At 58.5% G+C, this 16,112-nt stretch carries 28 protein-coding genes and 1 pseudogene; all 29 read left to right on the top strand.

All coding sequences use genetic code 11. The annotated features are described in order from the left end of the window. A pseudogene (gene tuf / locus RBB47_RS25235) lies at positions 1-246 on the top strand (elongation factor Tu); the annotation flags it as partial. 72 nt (positions 247-318) lie between these two features. Further along, positions 319-627, top strand: coding sequence for a 30S ribosomal protein S10 (gene rpsJ / locus RBB47_RS25230; protein ID WP_006936455.1), 309 nt, complete (start codon positions 319-321; stop codon positions 625-627). A gap of 22 nt (positions 628-649) precedes the next feature. Beyond that, on the top strand, positions 650-1,360 hold the full coding sequence (gene rplC / locus RBB47_RS25225) for a 50S ribosomal protein L3 (RefSeq protein WP_305988674.1): 711 nt from the start codon (positions 650-652) through the stop codon (positions 1,358-1,360). Then, positions 1,360-1,980: a 50S ribosomal protein L4 gene (gene rplD / locus RBB47_RS25220; RefSeq protein WP_305988673.1), complete on the top strand. Its 621-nt coding sequence runs from the start codon at positions 1,360-1,362 to the stop codon at positions 1,978-1,980. The genes rplC and rplD overlap by 1 nt, the downstream gene beginning before the upstream one ends. Further along, a complete protein-coding gene (locus RBB47_RS25215; protein ID WP_152501370.1) occupies positions 1,977-2,270 on the top strand; it encodes a 50S ribosomal protein L23 in 294 nt (97 codons plus the stop codon). The genes rplD and RBB47_RS25215 overlap by 4 nt, the downstream gene beginning before the upstream one ends. A gap of 16 nt (positions 2,271-2,286) precedes the next feature. Then, positions 2,287-3,120 (top strand): 50S ribosomal protein L2, encoded by an 834-nt coding sequence (gene rplB / locus RBB47_RS25210; protein ID WP_305988672.1) that lies wholly within the window; start codon positions 2,287-2,289, stop codon positions 3,118-3,120. 12 nt (positions 3,121-3,132) lie between these two features. Beyond that, entirely contained in the window at positions 3,133-3,411 is a 279-nt protein-coding gene (gene rpsS, locus RBB47_RS25205; RefSeq protein ID WP_148632529.1) for a 30S ribosomal protein S19, read from the top strand. Between the two features lie 2 nt (positions 3,412-3,413). After that, a complete protein-coding gene (gene rplV / locus RBB47_RS25200; RefSeq protein WP_305988671.1) occupies positions 3,414-3,794 on the top strand; it encodes a 50S ribosomal protein L22 in 381 nt (126 codons plus the stop codon). Continuing rightward, positions 3,794-4,522 carry a 30S ribosomal protein S3 gene (rpsC, locus tag RBB47_RS25195; protein WP_299481553.1) on the top strand — a complete coding sequence of 243 codons (729 nt, stop codon included), beginning with the start codon at positions 3,794-3,796 and terminating at the stop codon, positions 4,520-4,522. Before rplV ends, rpsC begins: the two co-directional genes overlap by 1 nt. Positions 4,523-4,569: 47 nt before the next feature. Further along, a complete protein-coding gene (gene rplP, locus RBB47_RS25190; RefSeq protein ID WP_305988670.1) occupies positions 4,570-4,983 on the top strand; it encodes a 50S ribosomal protein L16 in 414 nt (137 codons plus the stop codon). 20 nt (positions 4,984-5,003) lie between these two features. Further along, positions 5,004-5,204 (top strand): 50S ribosomal protein L29, encoded by a 201-nt coding sequence (gene rpmC / locus RBB47_RS25185; RefSeq protein ID WP_305988669.1) that lies wholly within the window; start codon positions 5,004-5,006, stop codon positions 5,202-5,204. A 10-nt stretch (positions 5,205-5,214) separates the two neighbouring features. Further along, positions 5,215-5,445 (top strand): 30S ribosomal protein S17, encoded by a 231-nt coding sequence (rpsQ, locus tag RBB47_RS25180; protein WP_305988668.1) that lies wholly within the window; start codon positions 5,215-5,217, stop codon positions 5,443-5,445. A gap of 69 nt (positions 5,446-5,514) precedes the next feature. Beyond that, positions 5,515-5,883 (top strand): 50S ribosomal protein L14, encoded by a 369-nt coding sequence (rplN, locus tag RBB47_RS25175; protein ID WP_008191626.1) that lies wholly within the window; start codon positions 5,515-5,517, stop codon positions 5,881-5,883. Next, positions 5,883-6,200: a 50S ribosomal protein L24 gene (gene rplX / locus RBB47_RS25170; RefSeq protein ID WP_305988667.1), complete on the top strand. Its 318-nt coding sequence runs from the start codon at positions 5,883-5,885 to the stop codon at positions 6,198-6,200. The genes rplN and rplX overlap by 1 nt, the downstream gene beginning before the upstream one ends. Continuing rightward, positions 6,193-6,750 carry a 50S ribosomal protein L5 gene (gene rplE, locus RBB47_RS25165; RefSeq protein ID WP_305988666.1) on the top strand — a complete coding sequence of 186 codons (558 nt, stop codon included), beginning with the start codon at positions 6,193-6,195 and terminating at the stop codon, positions 6,748-6,750. Before rplX ends, rplE begins: the two co-directional genes overlap by 8 nt. 21 nt (positions 6,751-6,771) lie before the next feature. Continuing rightward, complete coding sequence (gene rpsN / locus RBB47_RS25160; protein ID WP_155189797.1) at positions 6,772-7,077, top strand: 30S ribosomal protein S14; 306 nt, start codon at positions 6,772-6,774, stop codon at positions 7,075-7,077. Between the two features lie 12 nt (positions 7,078-7,089). Further along, entirely contained in the window at positions 7,090-7,488 is a 399-nt protein-coding gene (gene rpsH / locus RBB47_RS25155) for a 30S ribosomal protein S8 (protein ID WP_305988665.1), read from the top strand. A gap of 40 nt (positions 7,489-7,528) precedes the next feature. Continuing rightward, the gene (rplF, locus tag RBB47_RS25150; protein ID WP_305988664.1) at positions 7,529-8,062 is read left to right on the top strand and encodes a 50S ribosomal protein L6; all 534 of its coding nucleotides are present in this window, start codon (positions 7,529-7,531) and stop codon (positions 8,060-8,062) included. 12 nt (positions 8,063-8,074) lie between these two features. Further along, on the top strand, positions 8,075-8,437 hold the full coding sequence (rplR, locus tag RBB47_RS25145; protein ID WP_305988663.1) for a 50S ribosomal protein L18: 363 nt from the start codon (positions 8,075-8,077) through the stop codon (positions 8,435-8,437). Positions 8,438-8,478: 41 nt separating this feature from the next. Continuing rightward, positions 8,479-9,045, top strand: a complete 567-nt coding sequence (gene rpsE / locus RBB47_RS25140; protein ID WP_305988662.1) for a 30S ribosomal protein S5 — start codon at positions 8,479-8,481, stop codon at positions 9,043-9,045. Between the two features lie 41 nt (positions 9,046-9,086). Further along, positions 9,087-9,284 (top strand): 50S ribosomal protein L30, encoded by a 198-nt coding sequence (gene rpmD, locus RBB47_RS25135; RefSeq protein WP_248153173.1) that lies wholly within the window; start codon positions 9,087-9,089, stop codon positions 9,282-9,284. A gap of 22 nt (positions 9,285-9,306) precedes the next feature. Then, on the top strand, positions 9,307-9,774 hold the full coding sequence (gene rplO / locus RBB47_RS25130) for a 50S ribosomal protein L15 (protein WP_305988661.1): 468 nt from the start codon (positions 9,307-9,309) through the stop codon (positions 9,772-9,774). 49 nt (positions 9,775-9,823) lie between these two features. Continuing rightward, positions 9,824-11,155, top strand: a complete 1,332-nt coding sequence (gene secY / locus RBB47_RS25125) for a preprotein translocase subunit SecY (RefSeq protein WP_305988660.1) — start codon at positions 9,824-9,826, stop codon at positions 11,153-11,155. Beyond that, a complete protein-coding gene (locus RBB47_RS25120) occupies positions 11,152-11,748 on the top strand; it encodes an adenylate kinase (RefSeq protein ID WP_305988659.1) in 597 nt (198 codons plus the stop codon). Before secY ends, RBB47_RS25120 begins: the two co-directional genes overlap by 4 nt. A gap of 179 nt (positions 11,749-11,927) precedes the next feature. Beyond that, on the top strand, positions 11,928-12,296 hold the full coding sequence (gene rpsM / locus RBB47_RS25115; protein ID WP_305988658.1) for a 30S ribosomal protein S13: 369 nt from the start codon (positions 11,928-11,930) through the stop codon (positions 12,294-12,296). Between the two features lie 71 nt (positions 12,297-12,367). Further along, on the top strand, positions 12,368-12,757 hold the full coding sequence (gene rpsK / locus RBB47_RS25110; RefSeq protein ID WP_006936427.1) for a 30S ribosomal protein S11: 390 nt from the start codon (positions 12,368-12,370) through the stop codon (positions 12,755-12,757). A gap of 88 nt (positions 12,758-12,845) precedes the next feature. Then, entirely contained in the window at positions 12,846-13,868 is a 1,023-nt protein-coding gene (locus tag RBB47_RS25105) for a DNA-directed RNA polymerase subunit alpha (RefSeq protein ID WP_299481597.1), read from the top strand. 82 nt (positions 13,869-13,950) lie between these two features. After that, positions 13,951-14,376: a 50S ribosomal protein L17 gene (gene rplQ, locus RBB47_RS25100; RefSeq protein ID WP_305988657.1), complete on the top strand. Its 426-nt coding sequence runs from the start codon at positions 13,951-13,953 to the stop codon at positions 14,374-14,376. Positions 14,377-14,651: 275 nt separating this feature from the next. After that, positions 14,652-16,109, top strand: coding sequence for a DegQ family serine endoprotease (locus tag RBB47_RS25095; RefSeq protein ID WP_305988656.1), 1,458 nt, complete (start codon positions 14,652-14,654; stop codon positions 16,107-16,109). Positions 16,110-16,112 lie beyond the last annotated feature (3 nt).

The raw sequence follows: 16,112 nt of genomic DNA, 5'->3' as shown, positions 1-16,112 counted from the left end.
AAGGAAGAAGGTGGCCGTCACACGCCGTTCTTCACCAACTACCGCCCGCAGTTCTACTTCCGTACGACGGACGTGACTGGTGTGGTGTCTCTGCCGGAAGGCACGGAAATGGTGATGCCGGGCGACAACGTCTCCGTTGACGTTGAGCTGATCGTGCCGATCGCCATGGAAGAAGGCCTGCGCTTCGCAATCCGCGAAGGTGGCCGTACCGTCGGCGCCGGCGTCGTCGCATCCATCATCGAATAATCGACAGCCGGGCCTGCCGGCGCAACAACACGAAACGCGGGCAGGCCCGCAGTCTTATTGGGAACAATAACAATGAACGGTCAGAATATCCGGATCCGCCTGAAGGCGTTTGACCACCGTATTCTCGACGCCTCCACCAAGGAGATCGTCAATACGGCCAAGCGGACCGGTGCTCAGGTGCGGGGTCCCGTGCCGCTGCCGACGCGGATCGAGAAGTACACGGTGCTTCGCGGACCGCACATCGATAAGAAAAGCCGCGATCAGTTCGAGATGCGTACGCACAAGCGCCTTCTCGACATCGTTGATCCGACGCCCCAGACGGTGGACGCGCTGATGAAGCTCGACCTGGCCGCTGGTGTCGACGTCGAGATCAAGCTCTAAGGCGGGGTCAAGGGGACACATTATGCGTTCTGGAGTGATCGCTCAGAAAGTGGGCATGACCCGCATCTACAACGATGCGGGCGAGCATGTTCCGGTCACGGTTTTGCGGCTGGAAAACTGCCAGGTGGTTGCCCACCGGACTGACGAAAAGAATGGATACACTGCGCTGCAGCTCGGCGCGGGTACCCGCAAAGTAAAGAATACGCCGAAGGCACTGCGCGGTCACTTTGCTGTCGCAAAGGTCGAGCCGAAGCGGACCGTGGCCGAGTTCCGCGTCACTGCGGACAACATGATCGACGTTGGTGCGGTACTGACCGCCGACCACTATGTCGAGGGCCAGTTCGTGGACGTGACCGGTACGTCGATCGGTAAGGGTTTTGCCGGTGCAATGAAGCGCCACAACTTCGGTGGTGGACGCGCATCGCACGGTAACTCGATCTCGCACCGCTCACACGGTTCCACGGGTCAGTGTCAGGATCCGGGCCGCGTGTTCAAGGGCAAGAAAATGGCCGGTCACATGGGCGATGCCCGCGTGACCACGCAGAACCTGAAGGTTGTGCGCACTGATGTTGAGCGTGGCCTGATCATGGTCGAGGGCTCTGTTCCGGGCGCCAAGGGCGGCTGGATCCTGGTCCGCGACGCGATCAAAAAGGCGCTGCCGGAAAACGTTCCGGTTCCGGGTGCTTTCAAGGCGTCCGAGGCGACTGAGGCTGCCGGGAAGGAGAGTGAGTGATGGAACTCCAGGTCAAGACCCTCGAAGGCGGGGCGGCCGGTTCGATCACGGTGTCTGACGAGATCTTTGGTCTCGAGCCGCGCACCGATTTGATCCACCGTGTGGTGCGCTGGCAACTGGCCAAGCGCCAGGCGGGCACCCACAAGACGCTGAAGCGTTCGGAAATTTCCGGTACGACGAAGAAGTTCGTCCGCCAGAAGGGTTCCGGCGGCGCGCGTCACGGCAACAAGAAGGCCCCGCAGTTTCGCGGTGGCGGCAAGGCATTCGGCCCGGTCGTTCGTGACCACGGCCATGACCCGCCCAAGAAGGTTCGCGCCCTTGGCCTGAAGCATGCTCTGTCCGCCAAGGCGAAGGCAGAAAGCATCGTTGTGGTGGAAGACGCCAAGGCTGCCGAGGCAAAGACCAAGGCTCTGAAAGCTCAGCTTGAAAAGCTCGGCCTTTCCAGTGCGTTGGTGATTGACGGCGCCGAAGTCGACAACAACTTCGCACTAGCCTCGCGCAACATCCCGCATGTGGATGTGCTGCCGGTGCAGGGCATCAACGTTTACGACATCCTGCAGGCCAACACGCTGGTGTTGACCAAAGCTGCGGTGTCCGCACTTGAGGAGCGCTTCAAATGAGCAAACTTCCTCACTACGACAAAATCGTCGGCCCGGTGATCACCGAAAAGTCGACGATGGCTTCTGAAGAGAACAAGGTTGTCTTCAAGGTCGCCAACGATGCAACGAAGCCGGAAATCAAGGCCGCGGTCGAAGCACTGTTCGGCGTCAAGGTCACCGCAGTGAACACCCTGGTCCGCAAGGGCAAGGTGAAGCGCTTCCGTGGACGCCTTGGCCGTCAGTCCGACTTCAAGAAGGCCGTCGTTACGCTGCAGGAAGGTCACGCCATCGACGTGACCACCGGGCTCTGAGACGGGGACTTAGAAAATGGCACTTAAGACATTCAATCCAACGTCCCCGGGTCGCCGTCAGCTTGTTCAGGTTGACCGTTCCGGACTTTGGAAAGGCAAGCCGGTCAAGACACTGACCGAAGGCCTGTCCAAAAAGGGCGGCCGCAACAACACCGGCCGGCTGACGTCTCCGAACCGTGGTGGCGGTCACAAGCGGTCCTACCGCCTGGTCGACTTCAAACGCCGCAAGTGGGATGTACCGGCAACGGTCGAGCGCCTCGAATACGATCCGAACCGGACCGCATTCATTGCTCTGATCCGCTACGAAGACGGTGAGCTGAGCTACATCCTGGCGCCGCAGCGCCTGGCTGTTGGCGACACTGTCCTTGCCGGTGAAAACGTTGACGTGAAACCAGGCAATGCCGCGCCGCTGGCCAGCATTCCGGTTGGAACGATTGTGCACAACATCGAGCTGAAGCCGGGCAAAGGCGCCCAGATCGCTCGGTCTGCCGGTGCATTCGTTCAGATCGTCGGCCGTGACCAAGGTTACACCACGCTTCGCCTGATGTCTGGCGAACAGCGCCGTGTCCTTGGAACCTGCATGGCTTCCATTGGCGCCGTGTCCAACCCGGACCACGCCAACATCAACCACGGCAAGGCAGGCCGTTCCCGCTGGCTTGGCATTCGCCCGCATACGCGCGGTGTCGCCATGAACCCGATCGACCACCCGCACGGTGGTGGTGAAGGCCGGACATCCGGCGGTCGTCATCCGGTTACCCCTTGGGGCAAACCGACCAAAGGTAAGCGCACGCGGCGCAACAAGCAGACTGATAAGTATATCGTCCGCAGCCGCCACGCGCGTAAGAAGTAAAGGGCAAGGATCGTGGCACGTTCGATCTGGAAAGGTCCGTTTGTCGACGGGTATCTGCTGAAGAAAGCGGACAAGGTACGTGAGTCCGGCCGGAACGAGGTCATCAAGACCTGGAGCCGCCGCTCGACGATCCTGCCGCAGTTCGTCGGTTTGACCTTCGGTGTTTACAACGGTCAAAAGCACGTACCGGTGCTGGTGTCTGAAGAAATGATTGGTCACAAGTTCGGCGAGTTTTCGCCGACCCGGACCTATTACGGACACGGCGCCGACAAGAAGGCGAAGAGGAAGTAACGATGGGCAAGCCGAAGCGTGAGCGGACGCTCGCTGACAACGAGGCTCGGGCAATGACCCGCATGATACGCGTTTCGCCGCGTAAGCTGAATCTCGTTGCGGCTTCGATCCGTGGCAAAAAGGTCGGTTCCGCGATCGCGGACCTGACGTTCTCCCGCAAGCGTATCGCGCAGGACGTCAAGAAGACGCTCATGTCCGCCGTTGCTAACGCGGAAAACAACCATGACCTGGACATCGACAACCTGGTGGTTGCCGAAGCTCATGTTGGCAAGGCATTTGTCATCAAGCGGTTCCAGGCCCGTGCACGCGGCCGTGTCGGCCGGATCGAGAAGCCGTTCTCGAACCTGACCATCGTCGTGCGCGAAGTTGAGGAGACTGCCTGATGGGACATAAAGTAAACCCGATCGGCATGCGCCTCGGGATCAACCGCACCTGGGATTCCCGCTGGTATGCGAACAAGAACGAATACGGCGACCTTCTTCATGAAGACTTCCGCATTCGCGAGTTCCTTCTGAAGGAACTGAAGCAAGCCGCTGTTTCCAAGGTTGTTATCGAGCGCCCGCACAAGAAGTGCCGTGTGTCGATCCACTCCGGTCGTCCGGGTGTGGTCATCGGCAAGAAAGGCGCCGACATCGAGCGTCTTCGCAAGAAGATCGCCGATATCACCAACTCCGAAGTGCATCTCAACATTGTTGAAGTGCGCAAGCCGGAAATCGATGCGACTTTAGTTGCCGCCTCGATCGCTCAGCAGCTGGAACGCCGTGTTGCTTTCCGCCGTGCCATGAAACGGGCTGTTCAGTCCGCCATGCGTCTCGGCGCCCAGGGCATCCGGATCAACTGTGGTGGTCGCCTCGGCGGTGCGGAAATCGCACGTATCGAATGGTACCGTGAAGGCCGCGTGCCGCTTCACACTCTGCGTGCCGACATCGACTACGGTGTCGCGAGCGCTCACACGGCTTACGGCGTGTGCGGTGTGAAGGTCTGGATCTTCAAGGGTGAAATTCTGGAGCATGATCCGATGGCGTCCGAGCGTCGCGCAACGGCAGCTTCTGAAGGTAACCAGGGTGATCGCGGCGGACGCCGGGATCGGGGCCGCGAGCGCGCAGCTTAAGTCAAGCTGCCTGCCGCTCGTAAGACAAGAAAGACGAGAGAAGAACGATGCTGCAACCGAAGCGCACAAAGTTCCGCAAGCAGCACAAAGGCCGCATCCACGGCTTGTCGAAGGGGGGGACTGACCTCAACTTCGGCGCATTCGGTCTGAAGGCTCTTGAGCCGGAGCGTGTGACAGCACGTCAGATCGAAGCGGCCCGTCGTGCTATGACCCGTCACATGAAGCGTGCGGGTCGTGTTTGGATCCGTATCTTCCCGGACGTTCCGGTTTCCTCGAAACCTGCCGAAGTCCGCATGGGTAAGGGTAAGGGTTCCCCGGATTTCTGGGCTTGCCGCGTCAAGCCTGGCCGGATCATGTTTGAAATCGACGGTGTGCCGGAAGACGTGGCTCGCGAAGCCATGCGTCTTGCCGCTGCCAAGCTGCCGATCAAATGCCGTTTCGTTCAGCGTATCGGCGACTAAGGCAGGCGAGGAGTTAAGCCATGAAGGCTACCGATGTACGGGCTAAGACCCTTGATGAGCTCCGCGGTGAGCTTGAGGGCCTGAAGAAGGAGCAGTTCAACCTGCGCTTCCAGAAGGCAACGGGTCAGCTTGAAAACACAGCGCGCGTCCGGCAGATCCGCCGCGACATCGCGCGTATCCAGACGATCATGCGCGAAAAGCGCGTGACGGCGAACGCGTAAGGAGACGGCCATGCCGAAGCGTATCCTGCAGGGCACCGTTGTCAGCGACGCCAATGACAAGACGGTGACGGTGAATGTGGAGCGCCGCTTCACGCACCCGCTTTTGAAGAAGACCGTGCGTCGTACGAAGAAGTACCGTGCACATGATGAAAGCAACCAGTACAAGGTTGGCGACTCTGTTCAGATTGAAGAGTGCGCGCCGATCTCGAAAAACAAACGTTGGACCGTGGTCGCTCAGTGACCCCGCTCCATTCAGTGAGCATCAGGCGCCCGTGACCCGTGCGCCAATAGAAGAACAAGGCAGCCAGTCATGATTCAGATGCAAACAAACCTCGACGTCGCCGACAATTCCGGTGCCCGTCGTGTCATGTGCATCAAAGTGCTCGGCGGCTCCAAGCGCAAATACGCCCAGGTTGGAGACATCATTGTTGTTTCCGTCAAAGAGGCTATTCCGCGGGGCCGCGTCAAAAAGGGCGACGTGATGAAGGCTGTCGTCGTGCGCACGGCTAAGGATATCCGCCGTCCCGATGGCAGCGTGATCCGGTTCGACCGCAATGCGGCCGTGCTGGTCAATAACAACAAGGAGCCGGTCGGCACCCGTATCTTTGGTCCGGTGCCGCGCGAGCTCCGCGCTAAGAACCATATGAAGATCATTTCGCTCGCGCCGGAGGTGCTCTGATGGCTGCGAAAATCAAAAAAGGCGACACGGTGGTTGTTCTGACCGGTCGTGACAAGGGCAAGTCCGGTGAAGTCATCAGACTTTTGCCGAGTGACAACAAAGCCCTGGTTCGCGGCATCAACATGGTCCGCCGCCACCAGAAGCAGACCCAGACGCAGGAAGCTGGCATCGTGTCCAAAGAGGCACCGATCCATCTGTCCAACGTCGCGCTGGCCGATCCGGGTGACGGCAAACCGACCCGCGTCGGGTTTAAACTGCAGGACGATGGCACCAAGGTTCGTGTGTCCAAGCGTTCGGGAGACCTGATCGATGGCTGAGACCACTTACGTGCCGCGTCTTAAGACGCATTACAACGAAGTCGTGCGCAAGCAGCTTCTGGAACAGTTCCAGTACAAGAACGTCATGCAGGTTCCGCAGCTGGAAAAGATCGTCCTGAACATCGGTGTCGGTGAAGCGGTTGGCGATTCCAAGAAAGCGCGCACTGCTGCAGAGGATCTTGCTGCGATTGCCGGTCAGAAGCCGGTTATCACCAAGGCGAAGAAATCCATCGCGACTTTCAAGGTCCGCGAGGGCATGCCGCTGGGTGTGAAGGTGACCCTGCGCCGCCAGCAGATGTACGAATTCATGGACCGTCTGATCACAATCGCGTTGCCGCGCGTTCGTGACTTCCGTGGCCTGAACCCGAAGAGCTTCGACGGTCGTGGCAACTACGCCATGGGCATCAAAGAACACATCGTGTTCCCGGAAATCGAGTACGACAAGGTCGACCAGATCTGGGGCATGGACGTGATCGTTTGCACCACGGCGCCGACTGATGACGAAGCGCGCGAGCTTCTGCGCGCGTTCAACTTCCCGTTCACGAAGTAACGGGCAAGGAAGGGAACGACGATGGCGAAGAAAAGCGCAATCGAGAAAAACAAGCGCCGCGAGAAGCTTGTCAAGAAATACGCTGAGAAGCGCGCAGCTCTGAAGGCAATGGCGAAAGACGACAGCCTGTCCCTGGAAGAGCGCTACAACGCACGTTTGAAGCTGGCGAAACTGCCGCGGAATTCCGCGCCGAACCGCGTTCGCAACCGTTGCGAAGTGTCCGGCCGCCCGCGCGGTTTTTACCGCAAGCTGAAGATGTCGCGTATCGCGCTTCGTGAACTGGGCTCCCTGGGCAAGATCCCGGGCCTGGTCAAGTCGAGCTGGTAAGGAGAAACTCCGATGGCAATTACTGATCCGTTGGGGGATATGCTGACCCGGATTCGCAACGCGCAACTGCGTCGCAAGAACAAGGTCAGTTCACCAAATTCCAAATTGCGTGCACACGTACTTGATGTGCTTGCAAAAGAGGGCTACATCCGTGGCTACACCACGGTTGACTACGAGGGCGGTAAGTCCGAGTTGGAAATCGAACTGAAGTATTTCGACGGTGAGCCGGTTATCCGCACAATTGAGCGGGTCTCAAAGCCGGGCCGCCGCGTGTACTCTTCGGTGAAAAACATCCCGCATGTCTCGAATGGCCTGGGCGTGTCGATCATTTCGACTCCGCGCGGTGTCATGAGCGACCATCAGGCGCGGGAAGAAAATGTAGGTGGTGAGGTTCTTTGCCGCGTCTTCTGATGCGGCTGCCTCGCCTTTAAACAACGACAAGGTTGGTCATATGTCTCGAATTGGCAAAAAGCCAGTCCCCGTGCCAAGCGGGGTAACGGCATCGATCGACGGTCAGACTCTTACGGTCAAGGGCCCGAAAGGCGAGAAGTCTTTCGTGCTCAATGATCTTGTTCTGGCCGAAATGACGGATGACGGGATCAAAATTGATCCGCGCAACAATTCCAAGCCTGCCCGCTCCATGTGGGGCATGAGCCGGACGATGGTCTCGAACCTGATCACCGGCGTAACCGATGGCTTCAAGAAGGACCTCGCCATTACCGGTGTCGGTTATCGTGCCCAGGTCCAGGGTCAGAACCTTCAGCTTGCGCTTGGTTTCTCGCACGACGTCGTCTATCCGATCCCGGAAGGCATCGATATCAAGTGCCCGAAACCCACGGAAATCAGCATCACCGGTACCGACAAACAGCGCGTCGGGCAGGTTGCGGCTGAAATCCGCGAATTCCGCCCGCCTGAGCCCTACAAAGGCAAAGGCGTACGTTATGCAGACGAGTTCATCGTCCGCAAAGAAGGCAAGAAGAAGTAACGGACCAGGATCATGGCGAACAGCAAACAAGCTTTCGAGCGCCGCCGCGATCGCGTGCGTCGTTCGATCAGGAAAGCCGCCGGCGGACGCCCGCGCCTTTCCATCTTCCGCTCGTCGAAGCAGATCTACGCCCAGATCATTGACGACGCGGAGGGGCATACGATTGCCTCTGCTTCTACGATCGAAAAAGATCTCAAGGGCAGCCTGAAAACGGGCGCCGACGTTGCAGCAGCTGCTGCCGTTGGCAAGCTTGTCGCCGAACGCGCAGTTGCCGCAGGCGTCAAGCAGGTCGTGTTCGACCGTGGCGGGTACATGTATCATGGGCGCGTGAAAGCGCTTGCCGATGCGGCCCGCGAAGGTGGACTTGAATTCTGACCAGCGCCCGTTGGCGCTCTTAAGAACGGAAGACAAATAATATGGCGAGACAGGATAATCGCGATCGCGAAGAGCGAGACAGCGAATTCGTCGACAAGCTCGTACACATCAACCGCGTTGCGAAAGTGGTCAAGGGTGGCCGCCGTTTCGGCTTCGCAGCCCTGGTTGTGGTTGGTGATCAGAAGGGCCGTGTCGGCTTCGGTCATGGCAAGGCACGCGAAGTGCCGGAAGCCATCCGGAAAGCAACTGAAGCTGCAAAGCGCACCATGATCCGCGTGCCGCTGCGCGAAGGCCGGACGTTGCACCACGACGTGGAAGGCCGTCACGGCGCAGGCAAGGTGTTGCTGCGTGCAGCCCCGGCCGGTACCGGTATCATCGCAGGTGGTCCGATGCGTGCAGTCTTTGAAACGCTCGGCGTTCAGGACGTTGTTGCAAAGTCCCTGGGGACTTCGAACCCGTACAACATGGTTCGCGCAACGTTTGCGGCGCTGAAGAAGGAAGACAGCCCGCGTTCCGTCGCTGCACGCCGTGGCCTCAAGGTCTCCGTGCTGCAGTCCCGTCGTCGTGACAACACCGAAGAGGTTGCTCCGGCTGCTGCTGAGGCTTGACCTTGGCGGCTCCGGACCCCAGCTGAGAGAGGGTAGGTTCCATGGCGAACACCGAAAAGACTGTTACGGTCGAACAGATCGGCAGCCCGCTGCGCCGTCCTAAGGACCAGCGCGCGACGCTCATCGGTCTCGGCCTGAACAAGATGCACCGCCGTTCCACGCTGAAGGACACTCCTGAAGTGCGCGGAATGATCAATAAGGTCCAGCATCTCGTTCGCGTCGTCGAAGACAACGCATAAGGACGGGGTGAGGAGAAACAAAATGAAGCTCAACGAACTTCGTGACAACGAAGGTGCCGTGAAAGAGCGCACTCGCGTTGGACGCGGCATCGGTTCCGGCAAGGGCAAAACCGGTGGCCGTGGTGTCAAGGGTCAGAAGTCCCGTTCCGGCGTTGCGATCAAAGGCTTTGAAGGCGGTCAGATGCCGCTTCACCGCCGCTTGCCGAAGCGCGGTTTCACGAACATCTTCGCCAAGGATTTCAACACTGTATCCGTTGGCCGTGTTCAAAAGGCAATCGACGCAGGCAAGCTGAACGCTTCCGAGACGGTCACCGTCGAGGCGCTCAAGGCAGCCGGTGTTGTCAAACGGGTCCGCGACGGTGTGCGCATCGTTGCCAACGGTGAACTCACCGCTGCTGTGACCTTTGAAGTTGCCGGTGCCTCCAAGGGCGCTGTTGCAGCAATTGAAAAAGCGGGCGGCAAGGTTGCCGTTCTGGGAGCTCAGGCTTAACAGCCTGGGCTTTTCCCATTTGTCAGCAAGCATCTGACCGGAGTAGGGCATGGCATCGGCCGCCGAGCAACTGGCGTCAAATCTAAATTTCTCAGCTTTCGCCAAGGCTGAAGAACTCAAAAAGCGCATCTGGTTCACGCTGGGGGCGCTTTTGGTTTATCGACTGGGCACCTATATCCCGATGCCCGGCATCAATCCGGAAGCCTTTGCGCAGGCCTTTGACAGTGCGCAGCAGGGCATTATCGGCATGTTCAACATGTTCGCCGGCGGTGCCGTCGAACGCATGGCAATCTTCGCCCTCGGCATCATGCCGTATATTTCCGCCTCCATTATCATGCAGCTCATGACGACCGTCGTGCCGTCCCTGGAGCAGTTGAAGAAGGAAGGCGAGCAGGGCAGGAAGGTCATCAACCAGTACACCCGCTACGGCACGGTGGTCCTGGCGGCGTTTCAGGCATACGGGATCGCGGTCGGCCTGGAAGGGGCGGCCAACGTCGTGACCGATCCGGGCTGGTTCTTCCGCGCTTCGACCGTGATTACGCTCGTCGGTGGAACCATGTTCCTGATGTGGCTGGGTGAACAGATCACGTCACGCGGCATCGGCAACGGTATCTCGTTGATCATTTTCGCCGGTATTGTCGCCGGGTTGCCATCAGCGGTCGTTCAAACGCTCGAACTCGGGCGCCAGGGATCTCTGGCGACCTGGATCATTCTGGGCGTGATCCTGCTGGCCATCGTCGTTATCGCCTTCATCGTGTTCATGGAACGCGCGCAGCGCCGGCTCCTGATCCAGTATCCGAAGCGCCAGATGGGCAACCGGATGTTTGAGGGCAACACCTCGTTCCTGCCGCTCAAGCTGAACACCGCCGGTGTTATTCCGCCGATCTTCGCCTCTTCGCTGCTGCTGGTACCGGCAACGATTTCCGGCTTCGGCCAAGGTGGCGGCAATGAGTGGCTGACTTACATAACTGCGGCGCTTGGTCACGGGCAGCCGTTGTTCATGGTCTTTTACGCGGCCATGATCATCTTCTTCTGTTTCTTCTACACCGCGATCGTTTTCAATCCGAGCGACACGGCTGATAACCTCAAGAAACATGGGGGTTTTATCCCGGGGATCCGTCCGGGTGAAAGGACCGCGCAATACATCGATTTTGTGCTGACGCGCATCACGGTAGTGGGTGCCCTTTATATCACCCTCGTTTGTCTATTACCCGAATTCCTCATTTCGGCGACTGGCGTTCCGTTCTATTTCGGGGGAACTTCGTTGCTGATCGTCGTAAGCGTGACAATGGATACCGTATCGCAGATCCAGGGCCACCTGCTTGCGCATCAGTATGAGGGACTGGTGAAGAAAGCAAAACTCAGGGGGAAACGTCGATGAGGCTCATTCTGGTTGGACCGCCGGGGGCGGGTAAGGGAACGCAGGCTACGCGCCTCGTTGAAAAGTACAGCATCCCGCAGCTGTCCACCGGAGATATGCTTCGCGCCGCCGTCGCGGCTCAGACGCCGGTCGGCCTAAAGGCCAAGGAAGTTATGGACGCCGGTGGATTGGTGTCTGATGAAATCGTTGTAGGCATCATTCGCGACCGCATTTCCGAAGACGATGCCGAGAACGGATTCATCCTTGACGGATTCCCGAGAACCCTTCCGCAGGCGGAAGCCCTTGACCAGATGCTGGAGGAAAACGGCCTCAAGCTGAACGGTGTACTTGAACTGCGTGTCGATCACACGAAACTGGTCGATCGTATTGTCAAGCGGGCCGAAGAGGCCAAGGCTGCGGGTCAGCCGGTGCGCAAGGACGACGACCCTGAAGTCTTCAAGCAGCGCCTTGAGGCTTACAACCGCGATACAGCTGTTGTCGTGCCTTATTACGAGAAGACAGGCCTTCTTTCCGTGATTGACGGAATGCAGGCGATTGATGAAGTTTCGGCTTCTATAGAAACCGTCCTTCAGGGACTTGACGAAAAGGTTTAAGGGCGCTACACGACGCGCTCTACCAGACAGTTTAGCCGGTTCCATGTCAGTGGGACCGGCATTCTCTGTGCCGGGAGCATCCTGGCATTTCGTACCCCGCAAGGGCCGGACTCCACCGGACGCGGGCTTTACCCACTGCGGCAAGCCGAACGGGCTGGCGCACAAACATGGAGACAAACGTGGCACGTATTGCTGGCGTTAACATTCCTACGAACAAGCGCGTCGTTATTGCGCTTCAGTACATTCATGGCATCGGTGCGAAATTCGCGCAGGAAATCATCGAGAAGAACAACATCGATGCTTCTCGCCGCGTGAACGAGCTTTCTGACTCCGAAGTCCTGTCGATCCGCGAAACGATTGACCGTGACTACATGGTTGAAGGCGACCTTCGCCGTGACACCGCCATGAACATCAAGCGTCTCATGGACCTCGGCTGTTACCGCGGCCTGCGTCATCGTCGCGGCCTTCCGGTCCGTGGCCAGCGGACGCACACGAACGCACGTACCCGCAAGGGTCCGGCAAAACCGATCGCCGGTAAGAAGAAATAATCATCAGACAGCGATTGGTGGTGGAGCTGCCGGCATTACGGCAGTGACGAGATCAAAACAAGGACAAACGAATGGCTAAAGACACGACGCGCGTGCGTCGCCGCGAGCGCAAGAATATCTCTTCTGGCGTCGCACATGTGAACTCTACGTTCAACAACACCATGATCACGATTACGGACGCACAGGGCAACGCGATTTCCTGGTCGTCCGCCGGTGCGCTCGGCTTTAAGGGTTCGCGTAAGTCGACTCCTTATGCTGCCCAGGTCGCTGCTGAAGACGCGGCGAAGAAAGCTGCCGAGCACGGCATGCGCACTCTGGAAGTTGAAGTTCGCGGGCCGGGTTCAGGTCGTGAATCCGCATTGCGCGCTCTGCAGGCTGCCGGTTTCCTGATCACGTCCATCCGCGACGTGACGCCGATTCCGCACAATGGCTGCCGTCCGCGCAAGCGCCGCCGCGTCTAAGGCTTTCCAGCTTTAGTTACCTGTTTCTCCAATGGCAAAGAATGGCCCGGTCTGAAGCACCGGGCGGGATAGCCGAAGGGACGAAAACGTGACCATTCAAAAAAACTGGCAAGAACTGATCAAGCCGACCAAACTCGAGATCAAGCCGGGTCATGATCCCCGCTTTCTGGCAACTGTTGTTGCCGAACCTCTCGAGCGCGGTTATGGCCTGACACTGGGCAACGCGCTGCGCCGTATCCTGCTGTCTTCCCTGCAAGGGGCAGCGGTGACCGCGGTTCAGATCGACGGTGTCCTGCATGAGTTCTCGTCGATCCCGGGCGTGCGCGAAGACGTTACCGACATTGTTCTCAACATCAAGGAAATCGCCATCCGCATGGAAGGCGAGGGTCCCAAGCGCATGGTTGTGCGCAAGCAGGGCCCGGGTGTGGTGACGGCCGGTGACATCCAGACTGTCGGCGACGTGGAAGTTCTCAATCCGGAACTCGTGCTTTGCACACTCGACGAGGGTGCCGAGATCCGCATGGAATTCACCGTCAACACCGGCAAGGGATATCATTCCTCCGACCGCAACCGTCCGGAAGATGCGCCGATCGGCCTCATTCCGGTCGACAGCCTCTACTCTCCGGTCAAGAAGGTCTCCTACAAGGTGGAAAACACCCGTGAAGGCCAGGTTCTTGATTACGATAAGCTGACCCTGACTGTCGAAACCGATGGTTCCGTCAAGCCGGATGATGCCGTGGCATTTGCTGCACGCATTCTGCAGGATCAGCTCTCCATCTTCGTCAACTTCGAAGAGCCGCAACGCGAAGTCGCCGAGGACACTGTCCCGGAACTTGCGTTCAACCCGGCGCTTCTCAAGAAAGTCGACGAGCTGGAACTGTCTGTCCGGTCTGCGAACTGCCTGAAGAACGACAATATCGTGTATATTGGCGATCTCATTCAGAAGACCGAAGCGGAAATGCTGCGGACACCGAATTTCGGCCGCAAGTCGCTCAACGAGATCAAGGAAGTTCTCGCCCAGATGGGTCTCCATCTCGGCATGGAAGTCGCCAACTGGCCGCCTGAGAACATCGACGATCTCGCGAAGCGCTACGAAGACCATCAGTATTAAGGGACGCACGCGTCCCTGAAGGATCAACCGGGCAAGTGCTTTGCAGAAAGAGCAGACTGCCTGAAAGAAAAAGGAGAGGGCCATGCGCCACGGTAAATCCGGCCGCAAGCTCAACCGGACCTCTAGCCACCGCAAGGCTATGTTCGCGAACATGGCAGCGTCGCTGATCAAGCACGAACAGATCGTCACGACACTGCCGAAGGCTAAAGAAATGAAGCCGATCATCGACAAGCTCATCACTCTAGGCAAGCGCGGTGATCTCCATGCACGCCGCCAGGCAATCTCGCAGATTCGCGACACGGCCATGGTAGCCAAGCTGTTTGACACGCTCGGTGAGCGCTACAAGGACCGTAGCGGCGGTTATTCCCGCGTGCTCAAGGCCGGTTTCCGCTATGGCGACAACGCTCCGATGGCAGTCATCGAGCTGGTCGACCGGGACCCGGATGCACGTGGTGCCGATGATCGCGCGCGCGCTGAAGCAGAAGAAGCTGCTGAAACCGCAGCCTGATCCGATCTGTTCGGACAGCAAGTGCTTTACTTTCAAAAGGCGGGCCTTTGGTCCGCCTTTTTTTTCGGGCAATTGCAGGTTTCAACGGGCGTCGACGAACTGCCGATTTATCTGACGGTTCGGCAATTGAAGTGGTGCTGAGCTGCCATATTCAAACAATAATGTGAACCACTGGGACCTTTCGGTGGCTTATTGTTTTTGCGTTTGCCTCCATTCCACCCTATCTGCCATGTATCGCCGAGTGAAAAGACGATTCGAGATTGAGGGCCCCGGCAATGCGCCTTGCAAATTCAAACCGTTTCCGCCCTTTGTGCCGCATGTTGCTTGCGGCTCTGACCGGTCTCCTGGCAACTGCGACCTATGCCCAGTCTGTTGACCCGTCGCCTGCGGATCTGCGGCTGGTCCCGCAGAACGAAGCGCAGATCAAGCTATCCTTCGCACCGATCGTGAAGGAGGTCGCGCCGGCTGTTGTCAATGTCTATGCCAGTCGAAAGGTGGTCCAGCGTCAGCGCGTTTCGCCTTTCTTCGAAGATCCGTTCTTTCGCCGTTTCTTCGGACAACCGGGGGGCGGGTTCAGCCAGCCCCGGGAACGGGTTGAGTCTTCTCTTGGCTCTGGCGTCATCATCTCAGCCGATGGCACGGTGATCACCAACCACCACGTGATCAAAGGTGCGGACGCTGTCCGCGTCGCGTTGAGCGACCGGCGGGAGTTTGATGCCGACATTGTGCTCATGGATGAGCGCACAGATCTTGCCGTGCTTAAGATTCGGGGCGAGGGGGATTTTGAACATGTCAGTTTCGCCGGCTCGGACAGTCTTGAGGTCGGTGACATTGTTCTTGCCATCGGCAATCCCTTTGGCGTCGGGCAAACCGTAACGCAAGGGATTGTTTCCGCCCTGGCGCGGACACAGGTGGGCGTGACAGATTTTCAGTTCTTCATTCAAACAGATGCCGCGATCAATCCAGGTAATTCCGGTGGCGCGCTCGTCGATATGACCGGCAGGCTCGTTGGCATCAATACTGCGATCTTTTCCCGTTCCGGTGGATCGAACGGCATCGGCTTTGCCATTCCGGCCCATATGGCCCGCTTTGTTGCTCAGGCAGCGGACGAAGGCGGCAAGGTGAGGCGTCCGTGGCTGGGTGCCACCGTCCAGCTCGTCAATGCGGAAATTGCCGAAGCACTATCTCTGGACCGGCCGCAAGGCGTTCTTGTCACGGCCGTCTTTGATGGGTCGCCTGCACATGAAGCTGGCCTGAAGGTCAGCGACCTTGTCGTGTCTATTGAGGGCAAAGAGGTTGTCGATCCAAATTCGTTCGGCTACCGGTTCGCCACGAAGATGATCGGGGAAACGTCCGAGTTTCAGGTCGTTCGGGGCGGGCAGGAAATCTCCCTGTCGGTTTCCCTCAAACCTGCGCCCGAGACAGTGCCGCGAGACACCCGTGAACTTCTCGAGTTTTCTCCCTTTGAAGGGTCGACCGTGATGAACCTGTCGCCGGCAGTCTCCCATGAACTTGGCATGGATGGTCTGTTTGAGGGCGTCGTCATTTCAGCGGTAACCAGGGGGAGCACCGCGAACCGGGTCGGGTTGCGGCCCGGCGATATCATCCGAGGCGTAAACGAACAGGATGTGGAGACAACGCGCATGCTGGAAACGATCACGAAAACGCCGCCTCGTGTCTGGCGGATTGAGATCGAACGTGACGGCAAGGTTACGAAACTTGAGCTGAGATAGGGC

The organism is Roseibium sp. MMSF_3544, from assembly GCF_030732845.1.
Lineage (GTDB): Bacteria > Pseudomonadota > Alphaproteobacteria > Rhizobiales > Stappiaceae > Roseibium.
This window is presented reverse-complemented; position numbering and strand designations above follow the sequence as displayed.

Coding starts and splice junctions, on each gene's coding strand:
- rpsJ (WP_006936455.1), top strand. CDS start 319: ATGAACGGTCAGAATATCCGGATCCGCCTGAAGGCGTTTGACCACCGT.
- rplC (WP_305988674.1), top strand. CDS start 650: ATGCGTTCTGGAGTGATCGCTCAGAAAGTGGGCATGACCCGCATCTAC.
- rplD (WP_305988673.1), top strand. CDS start 1,360: ATGGAACTCCAGGTCAAGACCCTCGAAGGCGGGGCGGCCGGTTCGATC.
- RBB47_RS25215 (WP_152501370.1), top strand. CDS start 1,977: ATGAGCAAACTTCCTCACTACGACAAAATCGTCGGCCCGGTGATCACC.
- rplB (WP_305988672.1), top strand. CDS start 2,287: ATGGCACTTAAGACATTCAATCCAACGTCCCCGGGTCGCCGTCAGCTT.
- rplV (WP_305988671.1), top strand. CDS start 3,414: ATGGGCAAGCCGAAGCGTGAGCGGACGCTCGCTGACAACGAGGCTCGG.
- rpsC (WP_299481553.1), top strand. CDS start 3,794: ATGGGACATAAAGTAAACCCGATCGGCATGCGCCTCGGGATCAACCGC.
- rplP (WP_305988670.1), top strand. CDS start 4,570: ATGCTGCAACCGAAGCGCACAAAGTTCCGCAAGCAGCACAAAGGCCGC.
- rpmC (WP_305988669.1), top strand. CDS start 5,004: ATGAAGGCTACCGATGTACGGGCTAAGACCCTTGATGAGCTCCGCGGT.
- rpsQ (WP_305988668.1), top strand. CDS start 5,215: ATGCCGAAGCGTATCCTGCAGGGCACCGTTGTCAGCGACGCCAATGAC.
- rplN (WP_008191626.1), top strand. CDS start 5,515: ATGATTCAGATGCAAACAAACCTCGACGTCGCCGACAATTCCGGTGCC.
- rplX (WP_305988667.1), top strand. CDS start 5,883: ATGGCTGCGAAAATCAAAAAAGGCGACACGGTGGTTGTTCTGACCGGT.
- rplE (WP_305988666.1), top strand. CDS start 6,193: ATGGCTGAGACCACTTACGTGCCGCGTCTTAAGACGCATTACAACGAA.
- rpsN (WP_155189797.1), top strand. CDS start 6,772: ATGGCGAAGAAAAGCGCAATCGAGAAAAACAAGCGCCGCGAGAAGCTT.
- rpsH (WP_305988665.1), top strand. CDS start 7,090: ATGGCAATTACTGATCCGTTGGGGGATATGCTGACCCGGATTCGCAAC.
- rplF (WP_305988664.1), top strand. CDS start 7,529: ATGTCTCGAATTGGCAAAAAGCCAGTCCCCGTGCCAAGCGGGGTAACG.
- rplR (WP_305988663.1), top strand. CDS start 8,075: ATGGCGAACAGCAAACAAGCTTTCGAGCGCCGCCGCGATCGCGTGCGT.
- rpsE (WP_305988662.1), top strand. CDS start 8,479: ATGGCGAGACAGGATAATCGCGATCGCGAAGAGCGAGACAGCGAATTC.
- rpmD (WP_248153173.1), top strand. CDS start 9,087: ATGGCGAACACCGAAAAGACTGTTACGGTCGAACAGATCGGCAGCCCG.
- rplO (WP_305988661.1), top strand. CDS start 9,307: ATGAAGCTCAACGAACTTCGTGACAACGAAGGTGCCGTGAAAGAGCGC.
- secY (WP_305988660.1), top strand. CDS start 9,824: ATGGCATCGGCCGCCGAGCAACTGGCGTCAAATCTAAATTTCTCAGCT.
- RBB47_RS25120 (WP_305988659.1), top strand. CDS start 11,152: ATGAGGCTCATTCTGGTTGGACCGCCGGGGGCGGGTAAGGGAACGCAG.
- rpsK (WP_006936427.1), top strand. CDS start 12,368: ATGGCTAAAGACACGACGCGCGTGCGTCGCCGCGAGCGCAAGAATATC.
- rplQ (WP_305988657.1), top strand. CDS start 13,951: ATGCGCCACGGTAAATCCGGCCGCAAGCTCAACCGGACCTCTAGCCAC.
- RBB47_RS25095 (WP_305988656.1), top strand. CDS start 14,652: ATGCGCCTTGCAAATTCAAACCGTTTCCGCCCTTTGTGCCGCATGTTG.